Annotated in this window: 22 protein-coding genes and 1 pseudogene; 8 read left to right on the forward strand and 15 right to left on the reverse strand. The window is 64.4% G+C overall.

Features of this window, described 5'->3' with window-relative positions:
• Positions 1–156: 156 nt before the first annotated feature.
• Positions 157–1605 (reverse strand): aldehyde dehydrogenase family protein, encoded by a 1449-nt coding sequence (locus K206_RS0101670; RefSeq protein ID WP_020200668.1) that lies wholly within the window; start codon positions 1603–1605, stop codon positions 157–159.
• A gap of 527 nt (positions 1606–2132) precedes the next feature.
• Here K206_RS0101670 and K206_RS44730 point away from each other — a divergent pair.
• Positions 2133–2245: pseudogene (locus K206_RS44730) on the forward strand (transposase); the annotation flags it as partial.
• A gap of 110 nt (positions 2246–2355) precedes the next feature.
• On the opposite strand, the gene K206_RS41285 reads toward K206_RS44730, so the two are convergent.
• From K206_RS41285 to K206_RS0101700, 7 genes are all read right to left on the reverse strand, one after another.
• Entirely contained in the window at positions 2356–3732 is a 1377-nt protein-coding gene (locus K206_RS41285) for an aminotransferase class V-fold PLP-dependent enzyme (RefSeq protein ID WP_081651286.1), read from the reverse strand.
• Positions 3733–3869: 137 nt separating this feature from the next.
• Positions 3870–4100 carry a hypothetical protein gene (locus tag K206_RS42550; protein WP_155887911.1) on the reverse strand — a complete coding sequence of 77 codons (231 nt, stop codon included), beginning with the start codon at positions 4098–4100 and terminating at the stop codon, positions 3870–3872.
• A 119-nt stretch (positions 4101–4219) separates the two neighbouring features.
• Positions 4220–4714, reverse strand: coding sequence for a hypothetical protein (locus K206_RS0101680; RefSeq protein ID WP_020200670.1), 495 nt, complete (start codon positions 4712–4714; stop codon positions 4220–4222).
• 174 nt (positions 4715–4888) lie between these two features.
• Positions 4889–5476, reverse strand: a complete 588-nt coding sequence (locus K206_RS0101685) for a TetR/AcrR family transcriptional regulator (RefSeq protein ID WP_020200671.1) — start codon at positions 5474–5476, stop codon at positions 4889–4891.
• A 179-nt stretch (positions 5477–5655) separates the two neighbouring features.
• Positions 5656–6276 carry an HD family hydrolase gene (locus K206_RS0101690; protein ID WP_020200672.1) on the reverse strand — a complete coding sequence of 207 codons (621 nt, stop codon included), beginning with the start codon at positions 6274–6276 and terminating at the stop codon, positions 5656–5658.
• A gap of 310 nt (positions 6277–6586) precedes the next feature.
• Positions 6587–8095 (reverse strand): M81 family metallopeptidase, encoded by a 1509-nt coding sequence (locus K206_RS0101695; protein WP_043365080.1) that lies wholly within the window; start codon positions 8093–8095, stop codon positions 6587–6589.
• Positions 8096–8109: 14 nt separating this feature from the next.
• Entirely contained in the window at positions 8110–9429 is a 1320-nt protein-coding gene (locus K206_RS0101700) for an MFS transporter (RefSeq protein WP_020200674.1), read from the reverse strand.
• Between the two features lie 160 nt (positions 9430–9589).
• Here K206_RS0101700 and K206_RS0101705 point away from each other — a divergent pair, with 160 nt between their 5' ends.
• Together K206_RS0101705 and K206_RS42555 are read left to right on the forward strand one after the other, a co-directional pair.
• On the forward strand, positions 9590–10552 hold the full coding sequence (locus tag K206_RS0101705) for a LysR family transcriptional regulator (protein ID WP_029043113.1): 963 nt from the start codon (positions 9590–9592) through the stop codon (positions 10550–10552).
• Between the two features lie 96 nt (positions 10553–10648).
• Complete coding sequence (locus tag K206_RS42555) at positions 10649–10825, forward strand: hypothetical protein (protein ID WP_020200676.1); 177 nt, start codon at positions 10649–10651, stop codon at positions 10823–10825.
• Here the strand turns inward: K206_RS42555 and K206_RS0101715 are convergent.
• Positions 10815–11810: a LysR family transcriptional regulator gene (locus K206_RS0101715; RefSeq protein ID WP_231401522.1), complete on the reverse strand. Its 996-nt coding sequence runs from the start codon at positions 11808–11810 to the stop codon at positions 10815–10817. The two genes, K206_RS42555 and K206_RS0101715, sit on opposite strands and share 11 nt — an antisense overlap.
• A 73-nt stretch (positions 11811–11883) precedes the next feature.
• Here K206_RS0101715 and K206_RS0101720 point away from each other — a divergent pair, with 73 nt between their 5' ends.
• Both K206_RS0101720 and K206_RS0101725 read left to right on the forward strand, forming a co-directional pair.
• Positions 11884–13086, forward strand: coding sequence for a M20 aminoacylase family protein (locus tag K206_RS0101720; protein ID WP_020200678.1), 1203 nt, complete (start codon positions 11884–11886; stop codon positions 13084–13086).
• 49 nt (positions 13087–13135) lie between these two features.
• Positions 13136–14104: a tripartite tricarboxylate transporter substrate binding protein gene (locus K206_RS0101725; protein WP_020423626.1), complete on the forward strand. Its 969-nt coding sequence runs from the start codon at positions 13136–13138 to the stop codon at positions 14102–14104.
• Between the two features lie 158 nt (positions 14105–14262).
• Here K206_RS0101725 and K206_RS0101730 read toward each other — a convergent pair whose 3' ends face one another.
• The 3 genes from K206_RS0101730 to K206_RS0101740 form a co-directional block, all read right to left on the reverse strand.
• Positions 14263–14568, reverse strand: coding sequence for a helix-turn-helix transcriptional regulator (locus K206_RS0101730; RefSeq protein WP_020423627.1), 306 nt, complete (start codon positions 14566–14568; stop codon positions 14263–14265).
• Between the two features lie 660 nt (positions 14569–15228).
• Positions 15229–16353, reverse strand: a complete 1125-nt coding sequence (locus tag K206_RS0101735; protein ID WP_020200681.1) for an alkene reductase — start codon at positions 16351–16353, stop codon at positions 15229–15231.
• Positions 16354–16410: 57 nt separating this feature from the next.
• The gene (locus K206_RS0101740) at positions 16411–17910 is read right to left on the reverse strand and encodes an aldehyde dehydrogenase family protein (RefSeq protein ID WP_020200682.1); all 1500 of its coding nucleotides are present in this window, start codon (positions 17908–17910) and stop codon (positions 16411–16413) included.
• Positions 17911–18199: 289 nt separating this feature from the next.
• Between K206_RS0101740 and K206_RS0101745 the strand changes: the two genes are divergently transcribed.
• The 3 genes from K206_RS0101745 (at position 18200) to K206_RS0101755 (ending at position 22263) form a co-directional block, all read left to right on the forward strand.
• Positions 18200–18688 (forward strand): sigma-70 family RNA polymerase sigma factor, encoded by a 489-nt coding sequence (locus K206_RS0101745; RefSeq protein ID WP_029043115.1) that lies wholly within the window; start codon positions 18200–18202, stop codon positions 18686–18688.
• Positions 18689–18707: 19 nt separating this feature from the next.
• The gene (locus K206_RS0101750; RefSeq protein WP_020200684.1) at positions 18708–19712 is read left to right on the forward strand and encodes a DUF4880 domain-containing protein; all 1005 of its coding nucleotides are present in this window, start codon (positions 18708–18710) and stop codon (positions 19710–19712) included.
• A 229-nt stretch (positions 19713–19941) separates the two neighbouring features.
• Entirely contained in the window at positions 19942–22263 is a 2322-nt protein-coding gene (locus K206_RS0101755; protein WP_020200685.1) for a TonB-dependent siderophore receptor, read from the forward strand.
• Positions 22264–22409: 146 nt separating this feature from the next.
• Here K206_RS0101755 and K206_RS0101760 read toward each other — a convergent pair whose 3' ends face one another.
• The 3 genes from K206_RS0101760 to K206_RS0101770 form a co-directional block, all read right to left on the reverse strand.
• The gene (locus K206_RS0101760) at positions 22410–24152 is read right to left on the reverse strand and encodes an ABC transporter ATP-binding protein (protein ID WP_020200686.1); all 1743 of its coding nucleotides are present in this window, start codon (positions 24150–24152) and stop codon (positions 22410–22412) included.
• A gap of 246 nt (positions 24153–24398) precedes the next feature.
• Positions 24399–25040: a DUF1109 domain-containing protein gene (locus K206_RS0101765; RefSeq protein ID WP_020200687.1), complete on the reverse strand. Its 642-nt coding sequence runs from the start codon at positions 25038–25040 to the stop codon at positions 24399–24401.
• Positions 25037–25609, reverse strand: a complete 573-nt coding sequence (locus K206_RS0101770) for a sigma-70 family RNA polymerase sigma factor (RefSeq protein WP_029043116.1) — start codon at positions 25607–25609, stop codon at positions 25037–25039. The genes K206_RS0101765 and K206_RS0101770 overlap by 4 nt, the downstream gene beginning before the upstream one ends.
• Positions 25610–25645: the final 36 nt, after the last annotated feature.

Consider the following 25645-nt stretch of genomic DNA (forward strand, 5'->3'; position numbering starts at 1 on the left):
TGGGCCCGCCCGCCGCGAACGGCACGATCAGCGTCAGCGGCCTGGCGGGATACGTCTGTGCGAAGGCGCCGCCCGAGAGCAAGGCGAGCGCCGCCGCGCCGCCCGCCTTGAGGACCATGCGGCGGCCGGATGCGCGCGATGTCATGGCGGGCCTCATCAAGGATTGAAGACGACGAGACGCTCTTCGGTCATCTCGCGCATGGCGTAGTGCGGCCCTTCCTTGCCGAAGCCGCTGTCCTTGACGCCGCCGAACGGCATCACGTCCGAGCGCGCGCTCGACGTCTCGTTGATCTGCACCGTGCCGAAGCGCAGCGTTGCCGCCGCCTTCATGGCGCGATCGATGTCCTGCGTGAAGATGCCCGCCGCCAGCCCGAACGGCGTGCTGTTGGCGCTGGCCAGCGCCGCGTCGAAATCGTCGAACGGCCGCAGCGCGATCAGCGGCGCGAACGCTTCCTGGCACCACACGCGGCCTTCGTCGGGCACGTCGGTCATGACCACCGGATCGATGACCGAGCGCCGGCGCGCGCCGCCGCACAGCACGCGCGCGCCCGCGGCGGCGGCCTCGCCAATCCACGTCTCGGCGCGGATCGCCGCCTGTTCGCTGATCAGCGGCCCCACGCGCGTGGCCGGATCGCGCGGATCGCCGGCGACCAGCGTCCCGGCGAACGCGACCAGGCGCTGCGCGACCTCGTCGGCAATGCGGCGGTCCACATACAGGCGCTGCACGGACGTGCAGACCTGCCCGGCCTTGCGCAGGCCGGCATTGGCGATCCTGGGAATGGCGCGATCCAGATCGGCATCGGCCGCGACGAACGTGCTGGCAATGCTGCCCAGCTCCATCTGCGTGCGGCGCAGGCCGGCCGCGCGCTGGATGATGCGGCCGACGCGCGTGCTGCCGGTGAACGTGTAGAAGGCCACGTCCTGCTCTTCCAGCAACCACGTTCCCACCGTGTCGCCCTCGCCTTGCAGGATCGACAGGAACGGCGCCGGCATGCCGGCCTCCAGCAGCACCTGGCCCAGCAGCGCGCTGGTCAGCGGCGTGAAGGCCGACGGCTTGAGGACGACCGCGTTGCCTGCCGCGTACGCGGGCCCCACCTTGTGCAGCACGGTATTGAGCGGCGAATTGAACGGGGTGATGGCGCACACCACGCCCACCGGAAAACGCTGCGTGAAGCCGATGCGCTTGTGCGCGCCGGGGCTGGCGGCGAACGGCACCACTTCCCCGGTCAACTGCGTGGATTCGTTGGCGCACAGGGTCAGCGTGACCTTAGCGCGGTCGACCTCGTTGTTGGCATCGACCAGCGTAAAGCCGGCTTCGGTGGTCATCGCATCGACAAAGCGGCTGCGCCACGCTTCCAGCAGATCCGCCGCGCGCCGCAGCACCAAGCTGCGGTCGTAGGGCGCCTGCGGGCCGGCATCGACCGCCTCTTTGGCAATGCGCACGGCCTGCGAGACCTGCTCGCGCGTGGCGGAGGACAGCGTGGCAATGGTCTCGCCGGTGAACTTGTCGTCCACGTCGAAGCGGTCGCCGGAGTCGACCCAGTTGCCGTTGATCAGATTACCAGTGGGGGGAAGGGTGTCGGCGGGAAAGCGGGAGGTACGCATCGGGACTTTTTTGGGCTGGGGAAAGCCTGTTGAGAAAACGTTTTCTCATATTCGCCGCATCAGGCATGGAAGTCAAACCATACGATGCCCGGGATTACCCCTATTTATCCCTGATTTCCGTGGGTATGCGCTGATCTTCCGCCAGACAGCATGGCGGCCAATTGAGCGTCGCCCGTCATTTTGAGGAAACGTTTCCCATGAATGGCGACACTTGTGCTTGTGGAAGCACACCGGCGGCTGTCGTTCCCCAAGGAAGAGGTTGGCGTCGGCCACGCCGCACGCCCTGATCGCGGCCGGGACCTGCGGGGAGGGATCGGTCGCCGGCCGCACGGCGGCATCGTCATGGAAGAGAGCCAGGCGCAGGACTGGCGGCGGCGGATCGGGGCCGGATGCCGCCCGAAACCAGCGACTCCCACGAGTCCAGCATCGCCGGCGTCGTCGACGAGGCAAGTCTTGGCCCGCCAGGGCGCACCGGGCGCGCACGACAACGATCGATTTGATGAGAACGCCCGAAACACTCGCCTTATCTGCGCGAGGTGATCAATGCACCGTGCTACCTGGTGCGCTCCGGTTGCGGCTGGCGCATGTTGCCCAGGAATTCTGGCCTTGGCAGACGGTGCGTTGGCGTCGTCTCGTGAGGAACCGCGAGCGACGCCCGGATGTATCCGAGGCGACGCGCTATATCGCGATGGGCGGTGTGCTGCTGCGCAGAATCGCCCATCCTCGAATCTCGAAACAGGCTCCAAGCACTCACACGCACGGGGAACCCGTCGCGGCCCTTACCATGGCTTGAATGCTGAGGTCGACGTCTGTCTCGGTCGTTGCCCAATTCGCAACGCTGATGCGCATTGCAGTGCGGCCTTGCCATGATGTTCCGCCACACCAGCAGACACCCTCTGCCTGGAGCGAATCGATGACGGCTCGCGTTGCCTCGGACGATCCGAATGATACGAGCACCTGGTTAAGCACGACATCATTGAGTATTTCGTATCCGTGACTCGAAAGGCCGTCAGCGAACTGACGTGCAAGGCGGCAGAATTGCTCGACGAGCTCGGCAATACCGTCGCGGCCGAGATGCAGCAACGCGGCCCATATCTCGACGCCACGCGCCCGCCTGGACGATTCCGGTGTGTAGTGGGAAGGCTCACGTCCCTCCTCGGCACCCTCGGCCAGGTACGCCGCATTCGCCGACATTGCTGCCCGTAGATCCGCTGCGTTCCGAACAAGGACGATGCCACTATCATAAGGAACGTTGAGCCACTTATGGCCGTCCGTCGCCCAGGAATCCGCCTCGGCCAGGCCAGCCGTCAACACATCGAAATTCCGATTCGCAAGTGCCCAGAGACCGAAAGCACCATCGACATGGACCCAGGCGCCGGCCTGCCTTGCACGAAGGCAGATTTCCGCCGCCGGATCGAAATCACCGGTGTTCACATTACCAGCCTGGATGCAGACAATTGTGCGGCCATCGAGCGCCGGCATGCTATCGACTTTGAGCCGCCCGCGGCGGTCGGTCGGGACCAGGATAACGCGCTCGCGCCCGAGGCCGAGTAACGAGAGCGCCTTCAACACCGTCACGTGAACCTCTTCACTGACAACAACGCGAAGTTCGGGCGCCCCATAGATGCCTTTGGCTTCCACGTCCCAACCCAGACGCGAAAGAAGCGCGTGGCGCGCGGATGCCAGCCCGGTCAGGCTGGCCATGGATGCGCCACTGACAAACGCCCCTGCGACGCCTTCCGGCATGCCGAACAAGTCGCGAAGCCATTGCAGCGATACATCTTCCAGCGTCGCCGCAATCGGAGAAGTCCATCGGAAGCAGGCATTCTGGTCCCACGCCGTCGCCAGCCAGCTCGCCGCGACGGTAACTGGCAAAGCGCCACCCATCACCAGACCGAAATAACGTCCACCTGCGGTGGCGACAGTCGCAGGAGATCCGATCTCGTCGAGGCGTCGCAGGACTTCGATCGAATCAACGCCCTTTTGCGGTAGCGCATGCCTCAGTTCGTCGAGACGGCGCATGGCCTCGGGCGAGGCGATTACCGACCGATTTTTTACTGACTGCAAGTACGATATGGCTCTCTCAGAGGCGTCCTGCAAGACCCCGTGTGCCGACGATTCTTCCATAGAGACTCCATGTCTTTCCGGTGGACCAGACGCGCGCATTCGATTCTCGCGCCAGTGGCGTTTTGTCGGCATCGGAAACAGCCAATACCCTGATACAAGATACGGAAATACACGTAGTTGCCCGGGCCGCCAGCCAGCTATTTGTTGTTTGCCGCGCGCGCATGTTGTATCAGGCGCAGCAACCAACCCGCGCACGACTCCACGTACTCGTCAGCTTTTCGCCCCGGGTATCCTGCGCTTAGTTTGATGGTCAATCCTTGCCCATTCAGCCACGCCTCCACGCCCTCCAAAGCTTCGCCATCGTCAAGCATGATTTTCATGCTCTCCAGATTCCCGTTGTTCTCTACTATGCCATTGTCAGCATGCATGGTTCGCTCCCAGATTCATGCCTCCGCATCGATGCGGCGTGAAGTCCAGAGGATCGATGGATCGCACTTCATTTCCCGACAAGATCGGGTCGGGAAATGTCGTTGGCGCAAAACTCCGCTTATGCACGGCCGCGGTACGAACGAAGCAACAGGAACTGCAATAACGATCCCAGCAAGAAAATCCCCAGCCACGCGGCAAGCGCGCCACGCACGACGGGGGACTCAGGACCACTCGCCAGGGGATGGCTGACAGGCAACCGCGTCAGCGTCTCATTGATCCCGGGGACTAACAACAGAAAGAAACTGAACGTGAATGCGAACTGGGACAGGTATCGCCGCGCATGCCCCAGGATTCCTATCCGCGGAACGAATACGCCGCCCAATATCGCAACCAGCGCAACGATGCCCAGTGCGTGGCCGACATTGAAACCGCCTGTGCTGGACAAGCCAAACGATGTGAGTACCGAGACCACCATGCCGGACAAGTAGATCCTGGTGGACAGGTTGGTGCTATCCATTTTCTGATATCGGGCGAAGCTATAGAGACCCGCTGCGAAAGTCGCCAGGCTGAGAATGGTGTGACTCGCGCCCAACGCGGAGATGGGATGAGGCATAGGACAATGACTCCTTCTGAAGGTAAGAAAGGCCCCCCGATCGCCGCAACGCGGGCGACAGCATGGATGAATGCACGGGCGACAATGACGACTTACAAAACAAACAACCAACTAGTTGGTCGATACAGCAATTCAAAAATTAGGCGCCGTAGCGCCCGCATGGGTGGTGGATGTTCAACTGACCGCGCTTAAGCGACTTATTGCCACTCTCGAAATGGCCTGAAACGACTCCGCATTGCCCAAGGCTCTTGCCGTCAGCATCGCGCCATGTATCGTGGACATGAAGGTCTGAGCCTCAACAAACGCGCTATCGCACAACTTGAACTGAGACCTTGCCACACCACTGTCCAGAACCGTGGCGATCCAGGTCGTCAAGTCGTTGAAATAACCCCTGACCTGGTCCGCAATCTCTTGCGGGATCATGGGCAATTCTGTAGCAAGCATGACGCAAATGCACATTGACGATGTGCCATCGCGGATGCATTCGGCCCAATAATTGGCGTAGGCCATCAATCGTGCCAAGGGATCCTCGATGTTCCGGTCGAGAGCTGCCAATCCTTCCCGAGCCTGCTGCCGGTGCCGCGTGACCACCGTCAGCACCAAGTCCGCTTTGCTCGGGAAATGATGATGGATGCTGGGCTTTCCGATGTGCACCAGTTTGGACAGATCCGCATAACTGAACCCGTGATAGCCGCCTGCGACAAGCAGTTGCTTCGTGTGCTCTGCAATTTCGGTCGCCCGGGGGGACAGATCAACGCTCATGGATACTCATCCGAGTTACTTATAAGGCATGCATGGAATGTGTCATGCGCGCTTGCTATCTCAACCAACCCAGCCAATCTACTAGTTGGTCGGTTCCGTGTCAATCCTTCGGATGGTCGTTGTTGATCCATCCCGACCGGAATGACGTCACGCGGCCTCCGGGACGTGGCTTTGCGATGTCAGATTCCGTCGCCGGGCAGCGCATCGACTTTCCCCGCCCCACGTCCGGCAAAATGTTGCGTTACCCACCGCTCGCAAATGTCCCATAGCTCGGGTGCCCCCCTTTTGATGACGGGACCATATCGGGAGATAACCTGCTCAAGCGAGACGCCATTCTCCGTCCAGGTCCCGCCGCCGGTGAATATGTTGATGAGCAGCGGCTGAAAGCGATCAAGCGCCTTCGCGAACTTCGCGTCCTCAGTCTCAGCACGCTCAAATTCCTGCCACAGATCGAGAAACATGTCTCGTTGCGACAGCGGCAAAAGCCCGAACAGCCGTACCGCAGCCTTGAATTCTTGTTCAGCCTGCAATTCTCCACGCACCTTCCCGTGAATCGGGAAGTCGCCGACGTCAACTTCGACGACGTCATGCAGCAGGAGCATCTGTATCACGCGGTACACGTTCACAGGCCCATTGGCATACTCGCTCAACACCAGTGCGTACATTGCCAGGTGCCATGAGTGCTCGGCGGAATTCTCCTTTCGACTTTTATCGAGTAGCGGTGATTGCCGCATGACGGACTTCAACCGATCGATCTCTCTCAGAAAATTCAGTTGCTTCTCCAAGGTCGTCCGCTGCATGTTTTTTTCCTCTGAAAGTGAGGTCATAGTATGCAGAACAGGTGTCGACCTCCAGAGATACCTTGCCGCTTCTGTCATCACGACGAGGCAGCAGCAAGCTCGGCCGCGAACATGGCGGCAGCCTCGTCTATGCGACTGGCCCCGCGGCCCTCTCCGCGGCGTATGACGAGGTCAACAGCGGCACGACATTCCCGGAGTACCGCTGGGCACGGGCCGGTGACGGCGCAATGCCGGCGAAGCCACCGGGGGCTCCGCCGGCCAGCGATCCGGCATCGACCGGGCGAGCGTGCAATGGGAATTGCGCCGGACGTCAGCCGCCGAACGGCTGGCCCATTGGCTTGAGGCGGATGCCGGGCGCCAGGCGCGTCCAGGGCAGATCGGCCGGATCGGCGGTCATCGGCCCGGGGGCCTTTGCCACCAGCACCGCGTGCGCGATGCCCTGGAAGTCCGCGCGAAAATGGACCGAGCTCTTGTTCACCAGGATCTTCATCGCCTCGGGCTCGACGCCGCCAACGCGATAGAGATTGCGGTCGAGCATCTGTGCCTTGCCGCCGCTGACCACGACCTGCACGCCTTCGATGCCCAGCAGCGCCACGGGCCCGACATCGGCCTGCATGCCGTGCATCATCGGGCCGCCAAAACGGCACACGCCGTCCGACAACCCCAGCACCTCGAAACGCGCCTGCAGCGGCTCGTCGCCGGGCACGCCCGACACGCCACCAAGCGCCGCGTCGACCATCGCACCCACGCCTGCGCGATGCGCGGCCGCAGCCACCGCCGGATCCCAGATCAGCCCGATGGCCGCGCCCCGCGCGCCGTTGCGCAGCAGCGCGCGCAGCATGCCCATCGTGTTGGAATCGCCGCCGGCACCGGGGTTATCCTGGGTATCGGCGATGACCACCGGACGCGTGGCCCCCTCCGCCATGCGCATGGCTTCGCGCACCGCGTCGTCAGGCGAGAGGAACGGTACCTCCCAGGCAGACTCCTCGGCCAGCATCCTGTCGTAGAGCGACTGCACGGCAGCTTCGGCGGCGGCGTCATCCTCGCCATAGCCCCAGATCACAGGTCCGCACTCGGGAAAGTCGGCCGCCGGGAAGCCTGGCGTGAACGACAGCGACGCCACTGCGCCGGACTCCAGTTCGGCCAGCGCCGCGTACAAGCCGCGCGCCGGCTCCAGCATCGTGCACATGCCGTTGATGGGAATCAGGAACGGCAGGCGGCGGGCGGCAGCGCGCCAGCGGCGCGGGCCGGCCAGCAAGGTCTTCAGCAGTGCCGCGGCGCGCCCGCCGGTTTCCGCCATGTCGACGTGCGGATACGTGCGGTAGGCCACCAGCGCATCCGCGGCATCGAGCATGCGTTGCGTGACGTTGGCGTGGAGGTCGAGCGACGCCACCAGCGGCACGTCCGGGCCGATCACGTCGCGCAGCCGTGCCAGCAGTTCGCCTTCGCCATCGTCGGCATGCTCGGCCACCATCGCGCCATGCAGGTCCAGGTAAATGGCATCGAAGCCGCCCGCGCGGGCGGCCGCGACGATCTCGCCCGCGATGCGCTCGAACGCATCCTCGGTCACGTGCGCCGACGGACTTGCGCCGGCCCAGATCACCGGGCTCAGGGACCAGCCATTGCGCTGCGCGGCCTGGATGAAGCCACCGGCGGGGATATTCACATCGCGCAGCGCCAGCACATCGTTGCCGCGCACCAAGGCCGGAAAGCCCTCGCCGCGCTCGAAGCTGGCGTAGGTGGCCTTGGACGGCGCGAACGTATTGGTTTCGTGTTGGAAACCGGCAATCAGGATCTGGGGTACCACAGGACTCTCCATCTTCATGGTTATCTTCAGGCCGTCGCCGGGCTGCCTTGCGGCGCGGGCATGCGGTTGGCCACCAACGTCACCGCGCCGGCCACCAGCAGGGCCACCATCACCAGCAGGCCGGCCTGCATGCTGCCCGTGGCCGTGCGCACCCAGCCGATGATGGTCGGGCTCAGGAAGCCGCCGATCAGGCCTATCGTGTTGATGAGCGCGATGCCGCCGGCCGCGGCGTCGCCCTTCAGGTACTGGGACGGAATGGCCCAGAACACCGTGTAGGCCGCCCACATCATCGCCGTGGCAATCGTCATGCAGGACAGCGACACCGCCAGGTTGCCACTGGACAGCGTGGCCACGGCCAGCGCCACGGCGCCGATGAATGCGGGCACCGCGCTATGCAGGCGACGCTCGCCGCGCCGGTCCGAGCGCCGGCCGATGACGACCATGGCAATGGCGGCCGCGATATACGGGATCATCGAATACAGGCCGATCTTCATCGTGTCGGTAACGCCATCTGCCTTGAGAATGGAAGGCAGCCAGAAGCTCACCGCGTAGATGCCGCAGATCATCGTGAAGTAGGCGAAGGCCAGCAGGTAGACGCGCGGGTCGCGCGCCACCTGGCCGAACGAGTGGTGGCCTGCGCCGGGCGTGTGCAGCTCGGCGGCGAGCATGCGCTTTTCCTCGTCGGTCAGCCATCTGGCATCGGCCGGGCGATCTGCCAGCACGCGCAGGGCCAACACGCCCAGCAGCACGCACGGAAGCCCTTCCACCAGGAACATCCATTGCCAGCCTTCCAGGCCATGCGTGCCGGACAGTCCGGTCATCAGCCACGTCGACAGCGGCGAGCCGAAGATGCCGCCGAGCGGCCCGGCCAGCATCACGATGGCCATCACGCGCGCCATGCGCTGCTGCCCGTACCAGTACGTCAGGTAGAAAATCATGCCGGGCGCGAAGCCGGCCTCGAACACGCCGAGCAGAAAGCGCATCACGTAGAACGTGGTTTCGTCGCGGACGAACAACATGCAGGCCGACGTCAGGCCCCAGAGCACCAGAATGCGGCTGATGGTCTTGCGCGCACCAATACGGGGAAGCAGCAGGTTGCTGGGGATTTCGAACAGCACGTAGCCGAAGAAGAAAATGCCGGCGCCCAGCCCGTACACGGCGTCGGAAAAGCCCAGGTCGCCCTGCATCTGCAGCTTGGCGAACCCGATGTTGACGCGGTCCAGGTAGGCAAAGGTGTAGCAAAGCAGCAGGAATGGCAGCAGGCGCCAGTTCAGCTTGCGGTACAGGGCCTGCTGCGCGGCGCTGTCGTGCGCCGGCGTGGTGCGTGGGGGCAGTGTGGCAGTCATACGATTTTTCCCGTGGTCGTTCGTGGATGCGATGAACGTTGTGCTGGCGCTGTGTTTTAGTTTTCAAGCATCGTGAGTTAGACAAAACGACATAGCAAGAGCAACTTAAGTCGGTTATCGTTGCCTATTCAGCAACACGATGCATCAGGCGGACGTCGATATGCGAGAACTGAACCAACGCAGGCTGCGTTATTTCCACGAGGTGCTCACGCACGGATCGATCCGGGGCGCGGCCGACAGCATCAACACGTCGCCCTCGGTCGTCACGCGCCAGATTCGCCTGCTGGAAGAGGAAGTGGGCGCGCCACTATTCGACCGCCACGCACGCGGCGTGCAGCCTACCGAAGTGGCTCTGCATCTGCTCGAATACTGGCGGGGGTGCCGCGCGCAGCAGGAGCTGTTCGAAGACCGCCTGCAGGCATTGCGCGGCCTGCAGCACGGCCAGGTACGCATTGCCACGAGCGAAGGCTACGTCGATGGCTTGATGGACGAAGTGCTGACCGACTTCTGCGCGCAGTATCCGCGGCTCGATGTCACGGTGGATGTCCTGCCCGTCAACAACGTGCTGCAGGAGGTGGCGGAAAGCCGGGCGCATCTCGGCCTGGCCTACAACCCGCCCTCGCATGCCGACGTGCGCTGGGTGGCCACGTCGTCGCAGCCGGTGGTACTGCTGGTCCATGCCGAACATCCACTGGCACTGCGCGGCACGAATGTCGATGTGCGGGAACTGGCCGACTATCCGCTGGCGATGATGCCGCCCGCGTTCGGGCTCGGGCAGATCGTGCAGATGCTGGCGTATGCCGAGAACATCCAGATCCGTCCCACGCTGACCACCAATTCGCTGGCCGTGCTGCGGCACTTCGTCAAGCGCCATCACGGCATCACGCTGATCGGCGCGTTTGCCGCCTATCGCGAACTGGCCTCGGGCGAACTGGTGACACTACCGATTGCCCATCCGCTGTTCGAGGCTGCCAAGGCACGGTTGCTGGTGAAAACGGGAAGGCCGCTGGGCATGGCAGCGGACACGCTGCTGGACCACATCCTGCGCGACATGTCGATGTTCGCGGCCCCGGCACCGCGCGGGCGCGGACGATCCACGGCGCGCAAGTCGTCCCGAGCGTAAGAAAGCTCGGGGGTCGGCCTCGAAGACACGCGATGCGGACGTCAGCTCGCCACGCCCTGCCGCCACGTCCCGACGCGCGACGAACTTGTCCCAGCGGTGTACCAGCAGGAAGTCACCGCGCCGATCGAGGCAGCCGATCGGATGGCCGATCTTCTGCCCGGTGGCTTGCGGCGCAATGCGCGAGACGACGACGGGAGGCTGGACAGAGAAGCCATCGGGACCATCTGCACGCTGCTCGTCGACCTCATCGATAAGCGCCTCCTCAGGTCCTGACTCTCCTCGCGGACCTTGCGACAGCCGGTGCATCCAGCGCAGCCCCAACGAGCTCCTGCATGCAGCGAGCTGCCGCGGTCTGGATCCGCTCGGCTCGCACGATCACGCGCATCTTGGCAGATTCGAGCGCGGCGTTGGTGGTGCGAATCGCAACGAGGTCGCCGCGTGCGATTTCGCTGGCCGCGGCTCCCGCGGACAGAAAGGTCAAGCCCAGCCGCTTCATCACGAACCGCTTCAGCAACTCGATCGAACTGCTGGTGAGCGTCGGCGCAAGCTGAAGATTCTCCGCGAACTCGGCCAACCGGATCAACTGATGCAAGCCAAAGCCCGGGCCCATCGTCGCCAGCGAGTAGCGGCTCGCGTCCTGCAATGACGGGGTTGCACGACGCCGTGCCAGCGGATGGTCGGGCCAGGCGATGATGCAGACCGGCTGGCTTTGCTCCCGCACGATCTGAACCTCCGGATGCGCTGGCGGATTCATGGCGATACCCAGGTGCGCTTCGTCGCTGGCGACTTTCCGCACTGCCTCCGCTGCGCTCGCCAGTTCGACGTTGACTTGCACCCCGGGATACTGCTGGCCGAACGTATCGACGATGCCGTTCATCAACAGATCCATATACCCCTCTCCGGCCACCACGTTCAACGTGCCACGCCGCAGCCCGGCAAGGTCGTCGATACGCTCCCGCAGCGCCTCTTCGCTCGCCATGCGATTGCGGCAATGCGCGATGACCAGCGCAGCCGCCTCGGTGGCAATGATCCCGCGGCCTTTGCGCTCAAACAGCGCCACTCCCAGATCCTGTTCCAGCAACTGGATCTGCCGGCTGACCACGGACGGCTCAACGTTGAGCCTGTCCGCAGCGCCCCGCACCGATCCGCACATGGCGGCTTCGTAGAAATATCCCAGCCGCTTTTCATTCAGCGTTCCCGCAGTCATTGCGCCGACCTCTACTGTTGACTTTAGAGCAACGAAACTCACCGAAATCATACATTGATCGCACGGTCCGTTGCACCGATGATGCTGTACACAACAGCGGCCATCGAATGCAGAAGGAAATGCCATGCCCGACGCGCACCTATGTCAGGTGGAAGATCTCATGTCGCAGGCGGAGGCTCTGACGAGTCTCCGCAGGTACATCCATGAACGCCCCGAGCTCGCCTATCGGGAACACGCGACCGCTTCGCTCGTTGGCGAATTGCTCGGCCGATGGGGCTATGACGTAGCAACCGGCATTGGTGGCACGGGCGTGGTGGCAACCCTGACAGCCGGCCACGGTGGCCGCAGCATCGGCATACGTGCGGACATGGATGCACTACCGATTCAGGAGGCCACTGGCCTGCCTTATGCGAGTACGGTTTCCGGCGTTATGCACGCGTGTGGACACGACGGCCACACCACCATCCTTTTGGGTGCGGCGCAGTACCTCGCCACGCATCGTCGCTTCGACGGCACGCTGCGTCTCTATTTCCAGCCGGCCGAAGAAGCCGGCGTGAACAGCGGCGCCGAGCGGATGATCGCCGAAGGACTGTTCGAGCGTTTCCATTGCGATGCGGTGTTCGGCCTGCATAACCACCCCGGCCAGCCTGCCGGCAGATTCCTGTTTCGGAGCGGGCCGTTCATGGCCTCCGGAGACAAGGTCACGATCACGGTGCGCGGGAAAGGGAGCCACGCGGCACGCCCGCACCTGAGCGTGGACCCGGTTGTCGTGGCGTCGAGCATCGTCATGGCATTGCAGACGGTCGTGGCCCGCAATGTCGATCCGGGCGCCGCGGCGGTGGTCACGGTAGGCGTGCTCCAGGCCGGTACCGCGAACAACGTGATTCCCGCTTCGGCCAGGCTGGAACTGAGTGTTCGTGCATTTGACCCGCGGGTTCGTGAACTGCTGCGCCAGCGCATCGAAGCGCTGGCCAATGCCCAGGCTCACGGCTACGGCGCCACGGTCGAGATTGACTATGTCCTCGGCTACCCGGTCGTCGTCAACAGCGACGCCGAGACTGCCTTCGCCATCGAAGTGGCGCGTGAGCTTGTGGGCGATGCCGATGTCGACGCGGCCTTCGAGCCGGTCATGGCCAGCGAGGACTTTGCGTTCATGCTGCAGCAGCGCCCCGGGTGTTTCCTGCGACTCGGCAACGGCATCGGCCAGGGCATGGGCGAGGGAGGCTGCATGGTCCACAACCCGCGTTACGATTTCAACGACGCGAACCTCCCGATTGGCGCCGCCTTCTGGGCCCGGCTGGTCGAGCGATACCTGCCTGTGGCGTGAGCCGCGCATTCCATCCCATTCCCTGCAACATCAGATCCATCGTCCCGCCATGAAGCACGTTTCCCGCATTGCATTGGCTATATTGGCCGCAACCACGACGGCTCTCGCAAGCGCCGAACCCGCCTACCCGTCCAAACCTGTCAAGATCATAGTGGGTTACGCACCCGGCGGATCGGCGGATACGGTCGCGCGCCTGCTCGCCAACCGACTCTCGATCCAGATGGGACAATCGTTCGTGGTCGAGAACCGCCCCGGAGCAGCTAGCAGCATCGCCGCCAGCGGCGTCGCACGCGCGCCTGCCGATGGGTACACGCTGTTCCTTGGGTCCAACGCGAATGCCATCAATACCACGCTCTACAAGAAGCTTACCTTCGACATTCAGAAGGATTTCGCTCCCGTCGCTCTGGTGACAAGTTTCCCGAACGTCATGGTGGTCAATCCCGCACTGCCTGTGAAGACTGTTGGCGAGTTCATCGCCTACGCGAAGTCGCACCCGGACGGCGTGAACTACGGGTCCTCGGGAATCGGCTCGTCCACGCACCTGGCAGCGGAGATGTTCAAGTCGATGGCTGGCATCAAGATGGAGCATGTCCAGTACAAAGGTAGTGCGCCGGCCCTTACCGACCTCATGGCCGGCCAGGTTCAGGTGATGTTCGACAACGCACCGTCGGTGCTGCCGTTCATCCGCAGTGGCAAACTGCGCGCGCTTGCCGTTACCAGCAGCCAGCCGCAGGCATTTGCGCCGCAGGTGCCAACGGTAAGCGGTTCGGCGCTGCCGGGCTACGAGGTGAAGTCGTGGTATGGGCTGTTTGCCCCGGCCCGCACGCCGCCGGCCATCGTGAACGCGCTGAATCAGCAGATCAATGCCGCCTTGCAGGAAGCTTCCGTGCGCAGCAATCTGGCTGCCCTGGGTGCGTCCCCTGAAGGCGGGATGCCCGAGGCGATGCGCAAGCATCTGGGGCAGGAGGTCACCAAATGGGCCGTGGTGATCCGAAGCTCAGGCGTCACAGCCGAGTAAGCAACACGGCATTTTCCGAATGGCATTCTTGCGGCCGGCTACTGGTCATGGGTAAGTCGTCGGAGTTCGCCAGCTTGCCCGGCGCCTGTAACGGCGCTCTCTTTCCGCCCAGGCAATGTCGGACAGCCAGCCTCATCTGCTCGCAAGCCCCTTAGGCATCAGATTAATCCCCCGAGCTTCTTCAGAAACGCGGCGATATTCTTCTCCTCACGCTTATAGTAGGTCCACGGGCCCATACGTTGCGAAGTGACCAGCTGAGCCCGCTGCAACGATGCGAGATACAGGGACACCGTGGACTGGGACAGTCCTGCCCGCTCCTGAATGCTGCTCACGCAGACCCCATATTTGTCCGCGTCAAACTCTTGGTCTGGAAAACTCTTCCCCGGGTCTTTCAACCAACCCAATATCGCCAGACGAGTTGGATTATCCAGAGCCTTCAGTACCTCGCCGACATCGATGCTCATAAGTTGCACATTAACCTGAGAAAAATAAACCTGGGATCGATACCATCCCTCCGGACTGTATAGTATCAGGCATCGCTACCATCGCGCCGAGGACGGCAACGACGGCCTGCGTGCCATTACGACAGCAACCCCGCGCCAGGCCTCACCAGAAGCGACCGTTACCCAATGCTCGCGTTGTCGGCCCCGATGTCGGCTGATGATCGCAATGCGATAGTAACCTGCAACCGCCTCACGGGATGAGAATGCCAAGCTCCTTGCCCGCGCAAACGATGCATCACATCCTGTCATCATTAACAATTTCAAAATGACTTATGGAATCGGGTCAGGATTTTTGCACCATTTTTTTCCATGACCTCACCCGCGGGCCGGCGACCGTACTTTAAACTCAACATAATACGATCCACGCCGACGCTCCGAAACGCCTCCGGCAATTCGAAAACATATTCCGCTCCGGGCCTATATCCCAAATGCATCGGTAACGGCGGCAACGATGGCGAAGTATCAAGATCGATGTCGAACGATTGCAGGAAAGATTTGTACGCCTCACCAGATTGCCTACGAACTTCTTGGCGCCACGTCTCCACGAAAAGCGGCTATGGCTCGAGGTCCGACCCGAACCCAATCGGGTCCTTGCCCTGATGCAGGACAAGGACCCGGCTCTTACTCCTGATAGGTCGGATAGCTCGTGTAGCCCTTCTCCGTGCCTCCGTACATGGTGCCGGGATCTACCGGATTCAGCGGCCAGTTGTTCGCGATGCGTGCCGGCAGGTCCGGGTTGGCGATGAATGGGCGACCGAAAGCGATGAGATCCGCGAGACCGGCATCCAACAGGCGCACACCGCGTTCGGCGGTATATCGGCCCGCGTAGAAGATGCGACCGCTGAACGTCTCGCGGACTGCTCGCCGAAAGTCTTCTGGCAGGTCAGGAGCGTTGTTCCAATCGGCCTCGGCAATCGACAGATAGGCAATGCCCGATTGCTCCAGGAGCTTGATGGCTTCGATGTACGTGGTATGCGGATCCGCTTCGACAAGACCCAGGTAAACGCGATCTTCGTCCGTGCTTTCGAACAACGGCGCGAACCGCACGCCCAGTCGATTCTTGCCGACCACTTCCGCAACGGCCGTCACGATCTCGCGCAGGAACCGCAGACGGTTCTCCAGCGAGCCGCCATATTCATCATCACGCTTGTTGCTATGCGCGGAGATGAACTGGTTGACCAGATATCCGTTGGCGCAATGGAGTTCGACACCGTCAAACCCCGCCTCCAGGGCATTGCGGGCGGCTTGCGCATAGAGCTGGACCAGCTCCCTGACTTCCGCGGTGGTCAGGGCACGCGGCTCGGAAGGCGGCGCCAGAGTGCCTGCCCCGGGGCCGGTTTCGATGAAAACACTGACCTGTTGGGCCGGAATGGCCGATGGTGCCACAGGCGCTTCGCCGCCCGGCTGCAGCGAGGTGTGCGAAACCCGTCCGACGTGCCACAACTGCGCAAAAATGACGCCGCCCTCGTCGTGAACCGCCTTGGTGACCTTCCGCCATCCCTCAACCTGCGCGGGACTATGGATGCCTGGCGTCCAGGCATAGCCCTGGCCGCGAGGTTCGATCTGCGTACCCTCCGTGACCATGAAACCAGCCCCGGCGCGCTGACGGTAGTAGGTCGCCATCAGATCGTTGGGAATATTGCCCGGTTGCGTGCTCCGCGAGCGCGTCAGCGGCGGGAGCACGATCCGGTTCTTCAGCCTGTATGGCCCCAGGCTGGTCGCGGAAAACAGTGAGGTAGCTTTCATTTTCACATTCCTAGATATTGAGAATAATAGATGTTTAGGGTCGAAAAGCATCGTTGCCTAGAACAGACCGTGCGGCGTCTCGCTCAGACTCACGAGGATGTTCTTCTTCTGGCTGTACGCCTCCAGCATGGACTTGTGCGTCTCGCGCCCCAGACCGGACTTCTTGTAGCCACCGAACGGCGCGTGAGCAGGAATGTCATGATAGGTATTCACCCACATCCGCCCGGTTTCCACGGCGCGGGCAACCCGCAGCGCACGGTTGAGGTCTTGTGTCCAGACACCCCCCGCCAGCCCGTACTCGGAATCGTTCGCCATGGCGATGACTTCTGCTTCATCCTTGAACGGGATGACGCAAAGAACCGGTCCAAAGATCTCCTCGTACGCAACGCGCATGTCGTTTCGCACGTCCACCAGGATGGTGGGTTGAATGAAATATCCGGCGTCATGGTCACCACCGACGAGCCGGCCGCCGCCAACGAGCACGCGGGCACCTTCAGCCTGGGCGATATCGATGTAGCCGAGAATTCGCTCCATCTGCGTCTTGCTGACCTGAGCACCCATTTGCGTCTCCGGCGACATCGGATCGCCGACACGCACTGCCCGGAACTTCTCCTTCAGCTCTTCGAGGAACCGCTCGTAGATCGACGCATGAACGAACAGGCGGGCGCCAGATTCGCAGACCTGGCCCTGGTTCCAGAGAATCGCGAGCGCGGCGCCTTCCACAGCCTTGTCCCAGTTCGCATCGGGGAACACGATGTTGGCGGATTTCCCTCCCAGCTCCAGCGTGGCGGGAATGATCTTCTTTGCAGCCGCGACGGCAACGGCCTCGCCGATACGGGTCGAGCCAGTGAACGCCAGCTTCCCGATGTCGGGATGGTCGAGCAGCGGCTGGCCGGCCGAAACACCCGTACCCGTCACGATGTTCACGACGCCCGCGGGTAGCACCTTGGCAAAGATCTTTGCCAGTTCAAGGATGGTGACGGGCGTCATCTCGGACGGCTTGATCACAACGGTGTTGCCCATCGCAATTGCCGGAGCAATCTTCCAGGCCGCCATCAGAAGGGGAAAGTTCCATGGAATGACTTGCCCTACAACGCCTAGCGGCTCGCTCAGCACAATGCTGAGCGTCTTCTCATCGAGCATCACCGCTTCGTCCGAATGGCTTCGGATGACGCCAGCGAAGTATCGGAAATGATCGATGGCGAGCGGCACATCGATAGCCCGGCTTTCACGGATGGGCTTGCCCACATCGAGCGTTTCGAGCGTGGCGAAACGCTCGGCATCCGCCTCGAGCAGGTCGGCGATCTTCAGCAGCGCGGTGGAACGCTCGATCGCTGTGGTTGTACGCCACGTGCGGAATGCACGGGTGGCTGCCTTCACGGCACGATCCACATCTTCCGCGGACGCGTTCGGAATCCGGGTAAGGAACTCACCGTTGGCAGGATTGATGCTATCCAGCGTCTCGCCCGTTGCACCATCAACCCACTGATTGTCGATGAACAGGCCATAGCTGCGGTCCGGAACATAGCTCGGCGGAATGTCTTTCAAGGTTTGCACTGCGTACCTCCAGAAGTTTGAGAACAGGGCCCCGACTGCTCTGCCGTTCCGGGCCCAGGAAGCTAGCGCCATCCATATGCGCTGTGTTTTCACTCTAATTTACATATTGAGATATGTCAATATGTAAATATCATCAGATGGGGTGAGTGCCGCTCCGACCATGCCGGGGAGCGGCCAGCACGGGGCAGCGCTCCGAATCGTCCCAGCAAATCGCCCCGGCCCCGTATTGCAAATAAGAACAATTCTCGATATTATCCAGCGCTCAGCACCGTGTCTCCGGTCAACGACCATGTCCACCACCATTCGAGTTCTGTACGAGAACAACCATGACTGGCTTTGCCAATGGTTGCGCCGCCGGCTCGATTGCCGCGACGAAGCCGTGGACCTGGCGCACGACACCTTCCTGCGGTTGCTCCGCCGGCCGGACGAAGTCCCCGGCATCGGCGAGCCGCGCGCCTTCCTGACCACCATCGCCCGCGGCTTGCTGAACGACCACTGGCGCCGGCGCTCCCTCGAGGAAGCCTGGCTGGAAGCGCTGGCCGCGCTGCCCGTCGAAATGGCCGTGTCCCCCGAGAATCTGGTATCCATGCAGCAAGAGCTGCAGCATCTGGACGCCATGCTCGCCGAGCTGGCCCCCAAGGCCCGCGAGGTCTTCGTGCTGTCGCAGCTCGAGGGCCTCACCTACAAGCAGATCGCCGATCGCACCAGGCTGAGCGACCGCACCGTCAAGCGCTACATGGCGCAGGGCTTCACGTTGTGCCTGACCCTGATGTGCTGACTTGATGCGCTGACCTGCCGTGCCCACCCCCGATTCCACCACCGCGCTGGACCCTGCCGTCATTCGCGAGGCCGCGGGCTGGCTGGTGCGCCTCCATTCCGGGGAAGCGGGTCCCGCGGACCATGAAGCGTTTGAACGCTGGCGCCGCGCCAGCCCGGATCACGAACGGGCCTGGGAGCGCGCCGAAAAGCTGAGCGCGAAGTTCGGGGCGGTATCTCCCGCGCTCGGCGTGCCCGTCCTCACGCGCCAGGGCACGGTCAACCGGCGTGCCGTGGTGAAGACGCTCGCGATCCTGGGCGTGGTGGCGCCGGCCGGATGGCTGGGCGCCAGCCTGTGGCGCGGCGAAACCGGCGACGTCTACCGCGCGGCCGTGGGCGAGAACCGGCGCGTCGCCCTGGCCGATCGCAGCCTGGTGCAGCTCAATACCTCGACCGACATCGCGGTGCGCTATTCCGACGAGGCTCGCGTGCTGCAATTGCGGCAAGGAGAGATCTATATAGAGACCGCCGCCGATATCCGAAGCCCGTCACGGCCGTTTCTGGTGGAAACCAGGCAGGGCCGCCTGCGCGCGCTGGGCACGCGGTTCGTGGTGAGGGAACTGGCGCAGGGCGACAAGGACGTGACCGCGTTGACCGTGCTGGAGCATCGCGTCGAAATCACGTTGAAGTCGAGCGGCTCGCGCAGGATCGTCGGCGCCGGTGAAACCGTCGTCTTCTCGGACCAGGCCTTCGAAGCGGCGGAGTCCCCGCGGCAGCCTCCCGGCCAGCCGTCCGCCGCCGCGCCAAGCTGGACCAAAGGCATGCTGCAGGCGGACAACGCGCGGCTCGACGCCTTCCTGCGGGAGCTGGCGCGCTACCGCCCGGGGATCCTGCGCTGCGAGCCGGAGGTGGCGGGCCTCCGGGTCTCCGGCATGTTCGTGCTCGGGGATACCGACCACATCCTCGACATCATCGGCGAGACGCTTCCCGTGCGGATCGTCCGACGCACCGCGTACTGGGTCACGGTGACATCCAATACCCGGTGAGCGGGAGGACGCCCGGATTTTTTTTCGTTTCCTGCCCGACTTCGTGTCCCCTTTTGCCCCGGTCGTTCGGCATACAGGGCGTCAACGAAGTACACAGAGAGGAAACGAAGTGGTGCCGTCGCATTTTGAAGCCATTGGGAGCGCAGCCGGAGCACGCCGCGTCAGGAAAAAGACCGTCGGGCGTTTCGCGCTGACGGCAATTGCAGCCTGCATCACGGCCGGTACCGCGATGCACGCGCCGCAGGCGCATGCGCAGGCCGCCGCGCAGGAAACCCGGGACTATCGGATTGCCGCCGGCCCGCTCGCGGACGCGCTCTCGGCATTCGCCAGGGACGCCGGCGTCACGGTGTCTTTCCGCCCCGAGGATGCGGCGCGCTTGACCACGAAGGGCGTGCAGGGCCGGTACACGGCGGCCGAGGGCCTGGCGGCGCTGTTGGCGGGCACCGGCCTGCGGGCCGTACCGCAAGCTCGCGAAGGCTTCGTGATCCAGGCCGGCCAGGCTCCGGCAAACGGAGCCGCCCGCGCGCAGGCGGCCGCCGAGGCCAATCCCCAATCCGATGTCTCCACCCTCGAAGGCATCACCGTCAGCGGCGACTGGCTTGGCACCGGCCTGGAAAACAGCGTGCAGACGTTCGGCGGCGCCCGCACGCTGGTGAAACGCGATGAGATCGTCAACAGCGGCGCGTCGAACATCTCCGATGTGCTGCGCCGCATCCCGGGCGTGCAAATCAGCGGCAGCACCAGCGCCACCGGCAGCTCGGTCGGCCTGCACGTCGGGATTCGCGGGTTGAACCCCCGCAACTCGTTCCGCTCCACCATGCTGATCGACGGCATTCCCCTGGCCATGGCGCCCTACGGCCAGCCCAACCTGGTCATGTCGCCGGTCAGCATGGGGAATCTCGACTCGATCGACGTCGTCCGCGGCGGCGGCGCCGTGCGCTACGGCCCGCAGAACGTCGGCGGCATCATCAACTTCAAGACCCGCGCGATTCCGAACGCGCCGGGCCTGACCGCGGACGGGTCCGCGCGCTACAACATCTACAGCCACGGCGGATCCAACAAGCAGTACAGCGCGTTCGCCGGCACGCAGATGGACAACGGCTTCGGCGTGGCGCTGCTCTATTCGGGCCTGGACGGCGAGCAGTGGCGGGACGGCAGCCACGACAACTACAACGACGTGGCACTGAAATGGCGCTACGCCATCAGCCCGACCTCCGAGGTCTACGGCAAGCTCTCGCACTACGACGTCAAGTCGATGACGCCGGGCGGCCTGACCGCGGCGCAGTACCGGCAGAATCCGTTCCAGAATACCCACCCCACCGACTCCTGGCGGGGCAAGCGCGACCAGGTCGACATCGGCTACGTCAACTCGATCTCCGACACGCAGGAATTCGAGATCCGCAGCTACTACTACGAGAGCTCGCGCAAGAGCTCCCTGATCAACCCGGACCAGGGCCGCAACGACTTCCAGCCGCGCGACAACCAGGTGCTGGGCATCGAGCCGCGCTACACGCAGCGCCTGCAGTTCGGCCCCACCACGCACGACTTCACGGTCGGCTACCGCTATATCCACGAGAGCGGCACCGACACGCGCTACGCCACGTCGCTGGCCACCGGGCTCCAGGTCGGTCCGTCGCAGGTCTTCGACAACGGGACCAACGCGCACTCGGTCTATCTGGACGACCGGATCGCCTACGGGCGCTGGCGCGTCACGCCCGGCATCCGCTACGAGAAAATCAGCAGCGACCGGCAACCGAGCGGGACCACCAACGACACCCCCTTCGACGTCGGCAATAGCCGTGGGCTGCCCTCGTTGAACGTCGCCTACCTGGTCAACGACAAGCTCACGCTCTACACCTCGTACAGCACGTCGTTCGGCGCCGTGCAGTACACGCAGTTGAACTCGATGTCGGCGGCGAATCCGCTGAAGCCGGAAGTCGCCAAGACGGTGGAGGTCGGCGCGCGCTTCGCCGGCGAACAGGTCCACTCCGAACTGACGGCCTTCGACCTGCGCTTCGACAACCAGATCCTCTCGATTCCCGGCACCAACCCCGCCGTGTTCCGCAACCTGGGCGCGACGAACCACAACGGCGTGGAATTCGCCATCGACTACGACTTCGACAAGGCGAGTCTTCTCGCCGGCCTGAACCTGTACGCCAACTACACCTATGTGCGCGCGATTCAGAAGTCGGGCGACTTCGACGGCAAGGACGTGCCGTTCTACTCGCGCCAGACGGCGACATGGGGCGGACGCTACACCAGGCAGAACTGGGCGCTCAACGTGTTTGCCACGGTGCAGAGCAGCCAATACGCCGACACGGCCAACACCGTGCAGGAATCGGCCGACGCAACCAATGGCCGGGTGCCAGGCTTCAGCGTGTGGAACGCGCAGGTGAACTACAAGATCCCGGGCAGGAAAGGCAGCGACCTCGCCTTCGGCATCAACAACCTGTTCGACCGGCGCTATTACTCGCGCAATGTCGACACCAACGGCGGCCGCATGGTCGGCGCGCCCCGCATGGTGTACATCCAGGCGCGGCTGGCTTACTGAGCGGAACATACGCGGGGACGTTCGGTTCCGGCATGGATTGCGGCCCCGCCGCTCCACGTGATGTCAGTACAGGATGTCCAGATGCGCGCTTGATGCGGTGTGGATGACCGGGCCGCGCCCAATGCGCATCCCGCTTGTCCTGCCAGTCATCCCGCGCGCCTGGCAAGCACCTCGTCCCGCGGCCCCGCATCGACCACGCGCCCGGCCTCCACCACGACAATCGTGTCGAACCGCGCGAGCAAGCCCGGCCGATGCACCGAAGCCACGATGCATGCCGCCGGGAACGCGGCGAACATGCGGTCGAACACCCGGCCTTCGGCCTGCGGGTCGAGCGCGCTGGTCGGCTCGTCGAGCAGCAGCAGCGAACTTCCCTGCGCCGCCAGCGCGCCGCGGGCCAGTGCCAGCCGCTGCCGCTGGCCGCCGGAGAGGTTGGCGCCGCGCTCGCTGAGCGCGCTGGCGAAGCCCTCGGGAAGGCGCTGCAGCACCTCGTCGAACACGCCCGTGTGTACCGCGGCGTCCAGCGCCGCCGCGTCGGCCGGCTCGCCGAAGGTGAGATTCTCCCGCACGCTGGCCTCGAACACTTCGGCTTCCTGCGGGATCAGCGTGGCGAGCGTGCGCAGTTCGGTCCAGTCCTGGGCCGCGCCGTCGCGCCGGAGTTCGCCGTGCTGCGGGCGGTAGAGGCCGGCGAGCAAACGCAGCAGCGTGCTCTTGCCGCCGCCGCTCGGGCCGATGAGCGCGACGCGCGCGCCACGCCGCAGCAGCAGGTCGATGCCATGCAGTCCGCCGCGCGCGTCGTCGCCGTGGCGCCAGCTGGCACCATGCAGCTCCAGCGTGTGCCAGGGCGCGTCGGGCACCACGGCGGGCACCGGCGCATCCGGATCGCAGCGCACTTCCCAGATCGGCCCGGCGCTGCCATAGTCGGTGTGCATGCGCGCGAAGCTCTGGAAGTTCGAAGCCATCGCCCCGACCACCGACGCGGCCTGCTGCGCGTACTGGTAGATCATGAAGATCGTGCCCAGCAGCACCGCCTGCCCCGGCTGGCGCGACTGCAGCACGTAGACCACCACCAGGATCCAGGTCAGCCCCATGCCGAGCAGGTCCACGGTAAACCACTTGCCTTCGTTGACCATGACCGCGCGGCGCAGCGGCGCCATCACCGCCGCCATGCGGCGGTCCAGCAGCTTGCGCGAGGCGGCTTGCAGCCGCAGGCCGATCACGGTGCCGGCATTGCCGATGAGGTCGAGCAGCGCGGCGGCATAGTGGCGCTCCGCGTCGTTCTCGGCGCGCGCTAGCTGCATCAGCGCGCGGTCGAAGCGCAGGATGATAAGCGCGATGACCATGTAGCCGCTCACCGCGATCACGCCGCTGGTGCGCGACAGCAAGGCCAGCGCGACCAGCGGGCCGACGAAGTTGAAGGCGCTCTGCAGGTAGCCGAACTGGTTCTGCGCGAAGTCGGACAGCGCCCGGCTGGACTGCACCACGCGGTGCTGCAGCTCGCCCGAATGGCGGCCGTCGCGCCACGCCAGCGGCGCCGCCGCGATGCGCGCATAAAGCTGGTCGGCCAGCCGCTCGCGCACGCGCACGCCAACGTTGCGCTCCAGCACCCGGCCCGGGCCGTGGAGCAGCCACGACAACAGATAGATGCCGATGAGGTAGAGGATCCAGCGCCCGGCCGTCTCCATGCTGTCCCGCTGCAGCGCGTTGATCGCCTGCGCCGCCAGCCACGGCATGGTCAGCCGCAGCAACTGCGCCGCCGACAGCAGGCCGGCCGCGCCGAGCATGTGGGCCCGGACGCCGTGCGCGTGGCGCCAGAGCGCGCGATAGAGGTCGCGCGCCGCGCTGCCGAGGCCGATGGCGGGGGGTTGGGGGGTGGAATCGGAAGCCGTCATGCGGTCGTCACGCCTTCGCGTCAGGAAGCGCGGAGCGCGAAATCGGCGTCGACGGATCGACGACCCCGCCGAGACCGATGACGATGACTGCTGTGTTGGGGCGGCCGGCTAACGTAGTCATGTGCGGATACCTTGCCAAGAACATCCATATCTTAGCGGTATCCGCTTCCCGCCACGCCGGCGGCCGTCATGCGATGCGATGATCTGCGCAAAGCCCGACAGCGCCCGGCCGGCGCCGCCGCCGGCTCACCAGCGCAGCAACCGCGGCCCGAGCAGCGCGCCGATCGCCGTGGGCAGCAGCATGCCGAGCACGTACCAGACGCTCCAGAACGCCACGCCCATCTCGGGACAGTGCAGGCAGTAGGCCAGCGTGGCCACCGCGCCGGACAGCAGGCCGCCCACGGCGCCGGTCAGCGCCAGCCGCGTCGGGGCCAGGCCGCGCAGCGCCCAGAACACGGCGATGAACACCGGCACGGACAGCATGACGATGTTGAACGGGCAGACCCGCCAGGTCTGCCCCAATGCCGCCGCCATCCGCTCGCCGTCCGGCGTCCGCGCGGCCACGTACAGCGCGGCCAGCCAGATCGACGCGAACGGCACGCCGATGCCGAGCCAGCTGGCGCCCGGCGCCACGCCGGGCCGCGCCAGCCGGGTGGCCATCCACAGCGCGCCCAGCAGCAGCGAGAACGGCAGCGCCACCTTCGCCCAGAACAGCGGCGTGGCCGCGACCTCGGCAAGGTCGGCGCGAACGTGGAGCGTGGCGGCGACCAGGACGGCCGCCATCGCGGCGCCCGCGGCGATCGCGGTGCCGAAGCGGCGCGCGAGCGGGTGCCGCTCCACCGGCGTGGCGCCGGTGGCGAGCATGGAAATCAGGTCGTCCGTTTTCATCGCGTTCCTCGCATCTTCGCCGCGAGCACCTTCAGCCCGCGGTGCACCCCCACCTTCACCGCCGACTCCGACAAGCCGGTCATGCGCGCGGCCTCGCTGACCGAGAGCCCCTCCAGCTTGACGTGCACGATCGGCAGGCGCTGCTTGTCGGGCAGCGCGTCGAGCAGCACGTTCAGGTCCCGCCGGGCCTGCGCCGGCTCGAGATCGGGGGCGGCCAGCAGGTCGTGCGCTTCGTCCAGCGGATCGTTCAGCGCGTCGTGGCGCGCGTGCGCGCGGAAGTGGTCCGCCAGCTTGTAGCGCGCGATGGCGTGCACCCACGCCGTCAGCGGCTGGCCCGGCAGGTAAGTGTGCCGTGCGTTGTGCACGGCCAGCAGGACCTCCTGGGTCAGATCCTCGACGTCTTCGGGCTGCCGCCGCAGCCGGTTGCGCAGATAACCGCGCAGCAACGTGGCCAGCTCGGCCAGGAAGCGCGCGTAGGCGGCCTGATCTCCCGCCAAACCGTTCGCGAAGAGAGACTGCAGGTGCGCCTCGCGCCTTTGCAGTGCTCCCTGGTCTGTAGTTCGGTCCATCGCTCGCGTTGGTTACACCGGGCCGGTTGATTTGCC

It is taken from the genome of Cupriavidus sp. WS (genome assembly GCF_000395345.1).
GTDB lineage: Bacteria > Pseudomonadota > Gammaproteobacteria > Burkholderiales > Burkholderiaceae > Cupriavidus > Cupriavidus basilensis_B.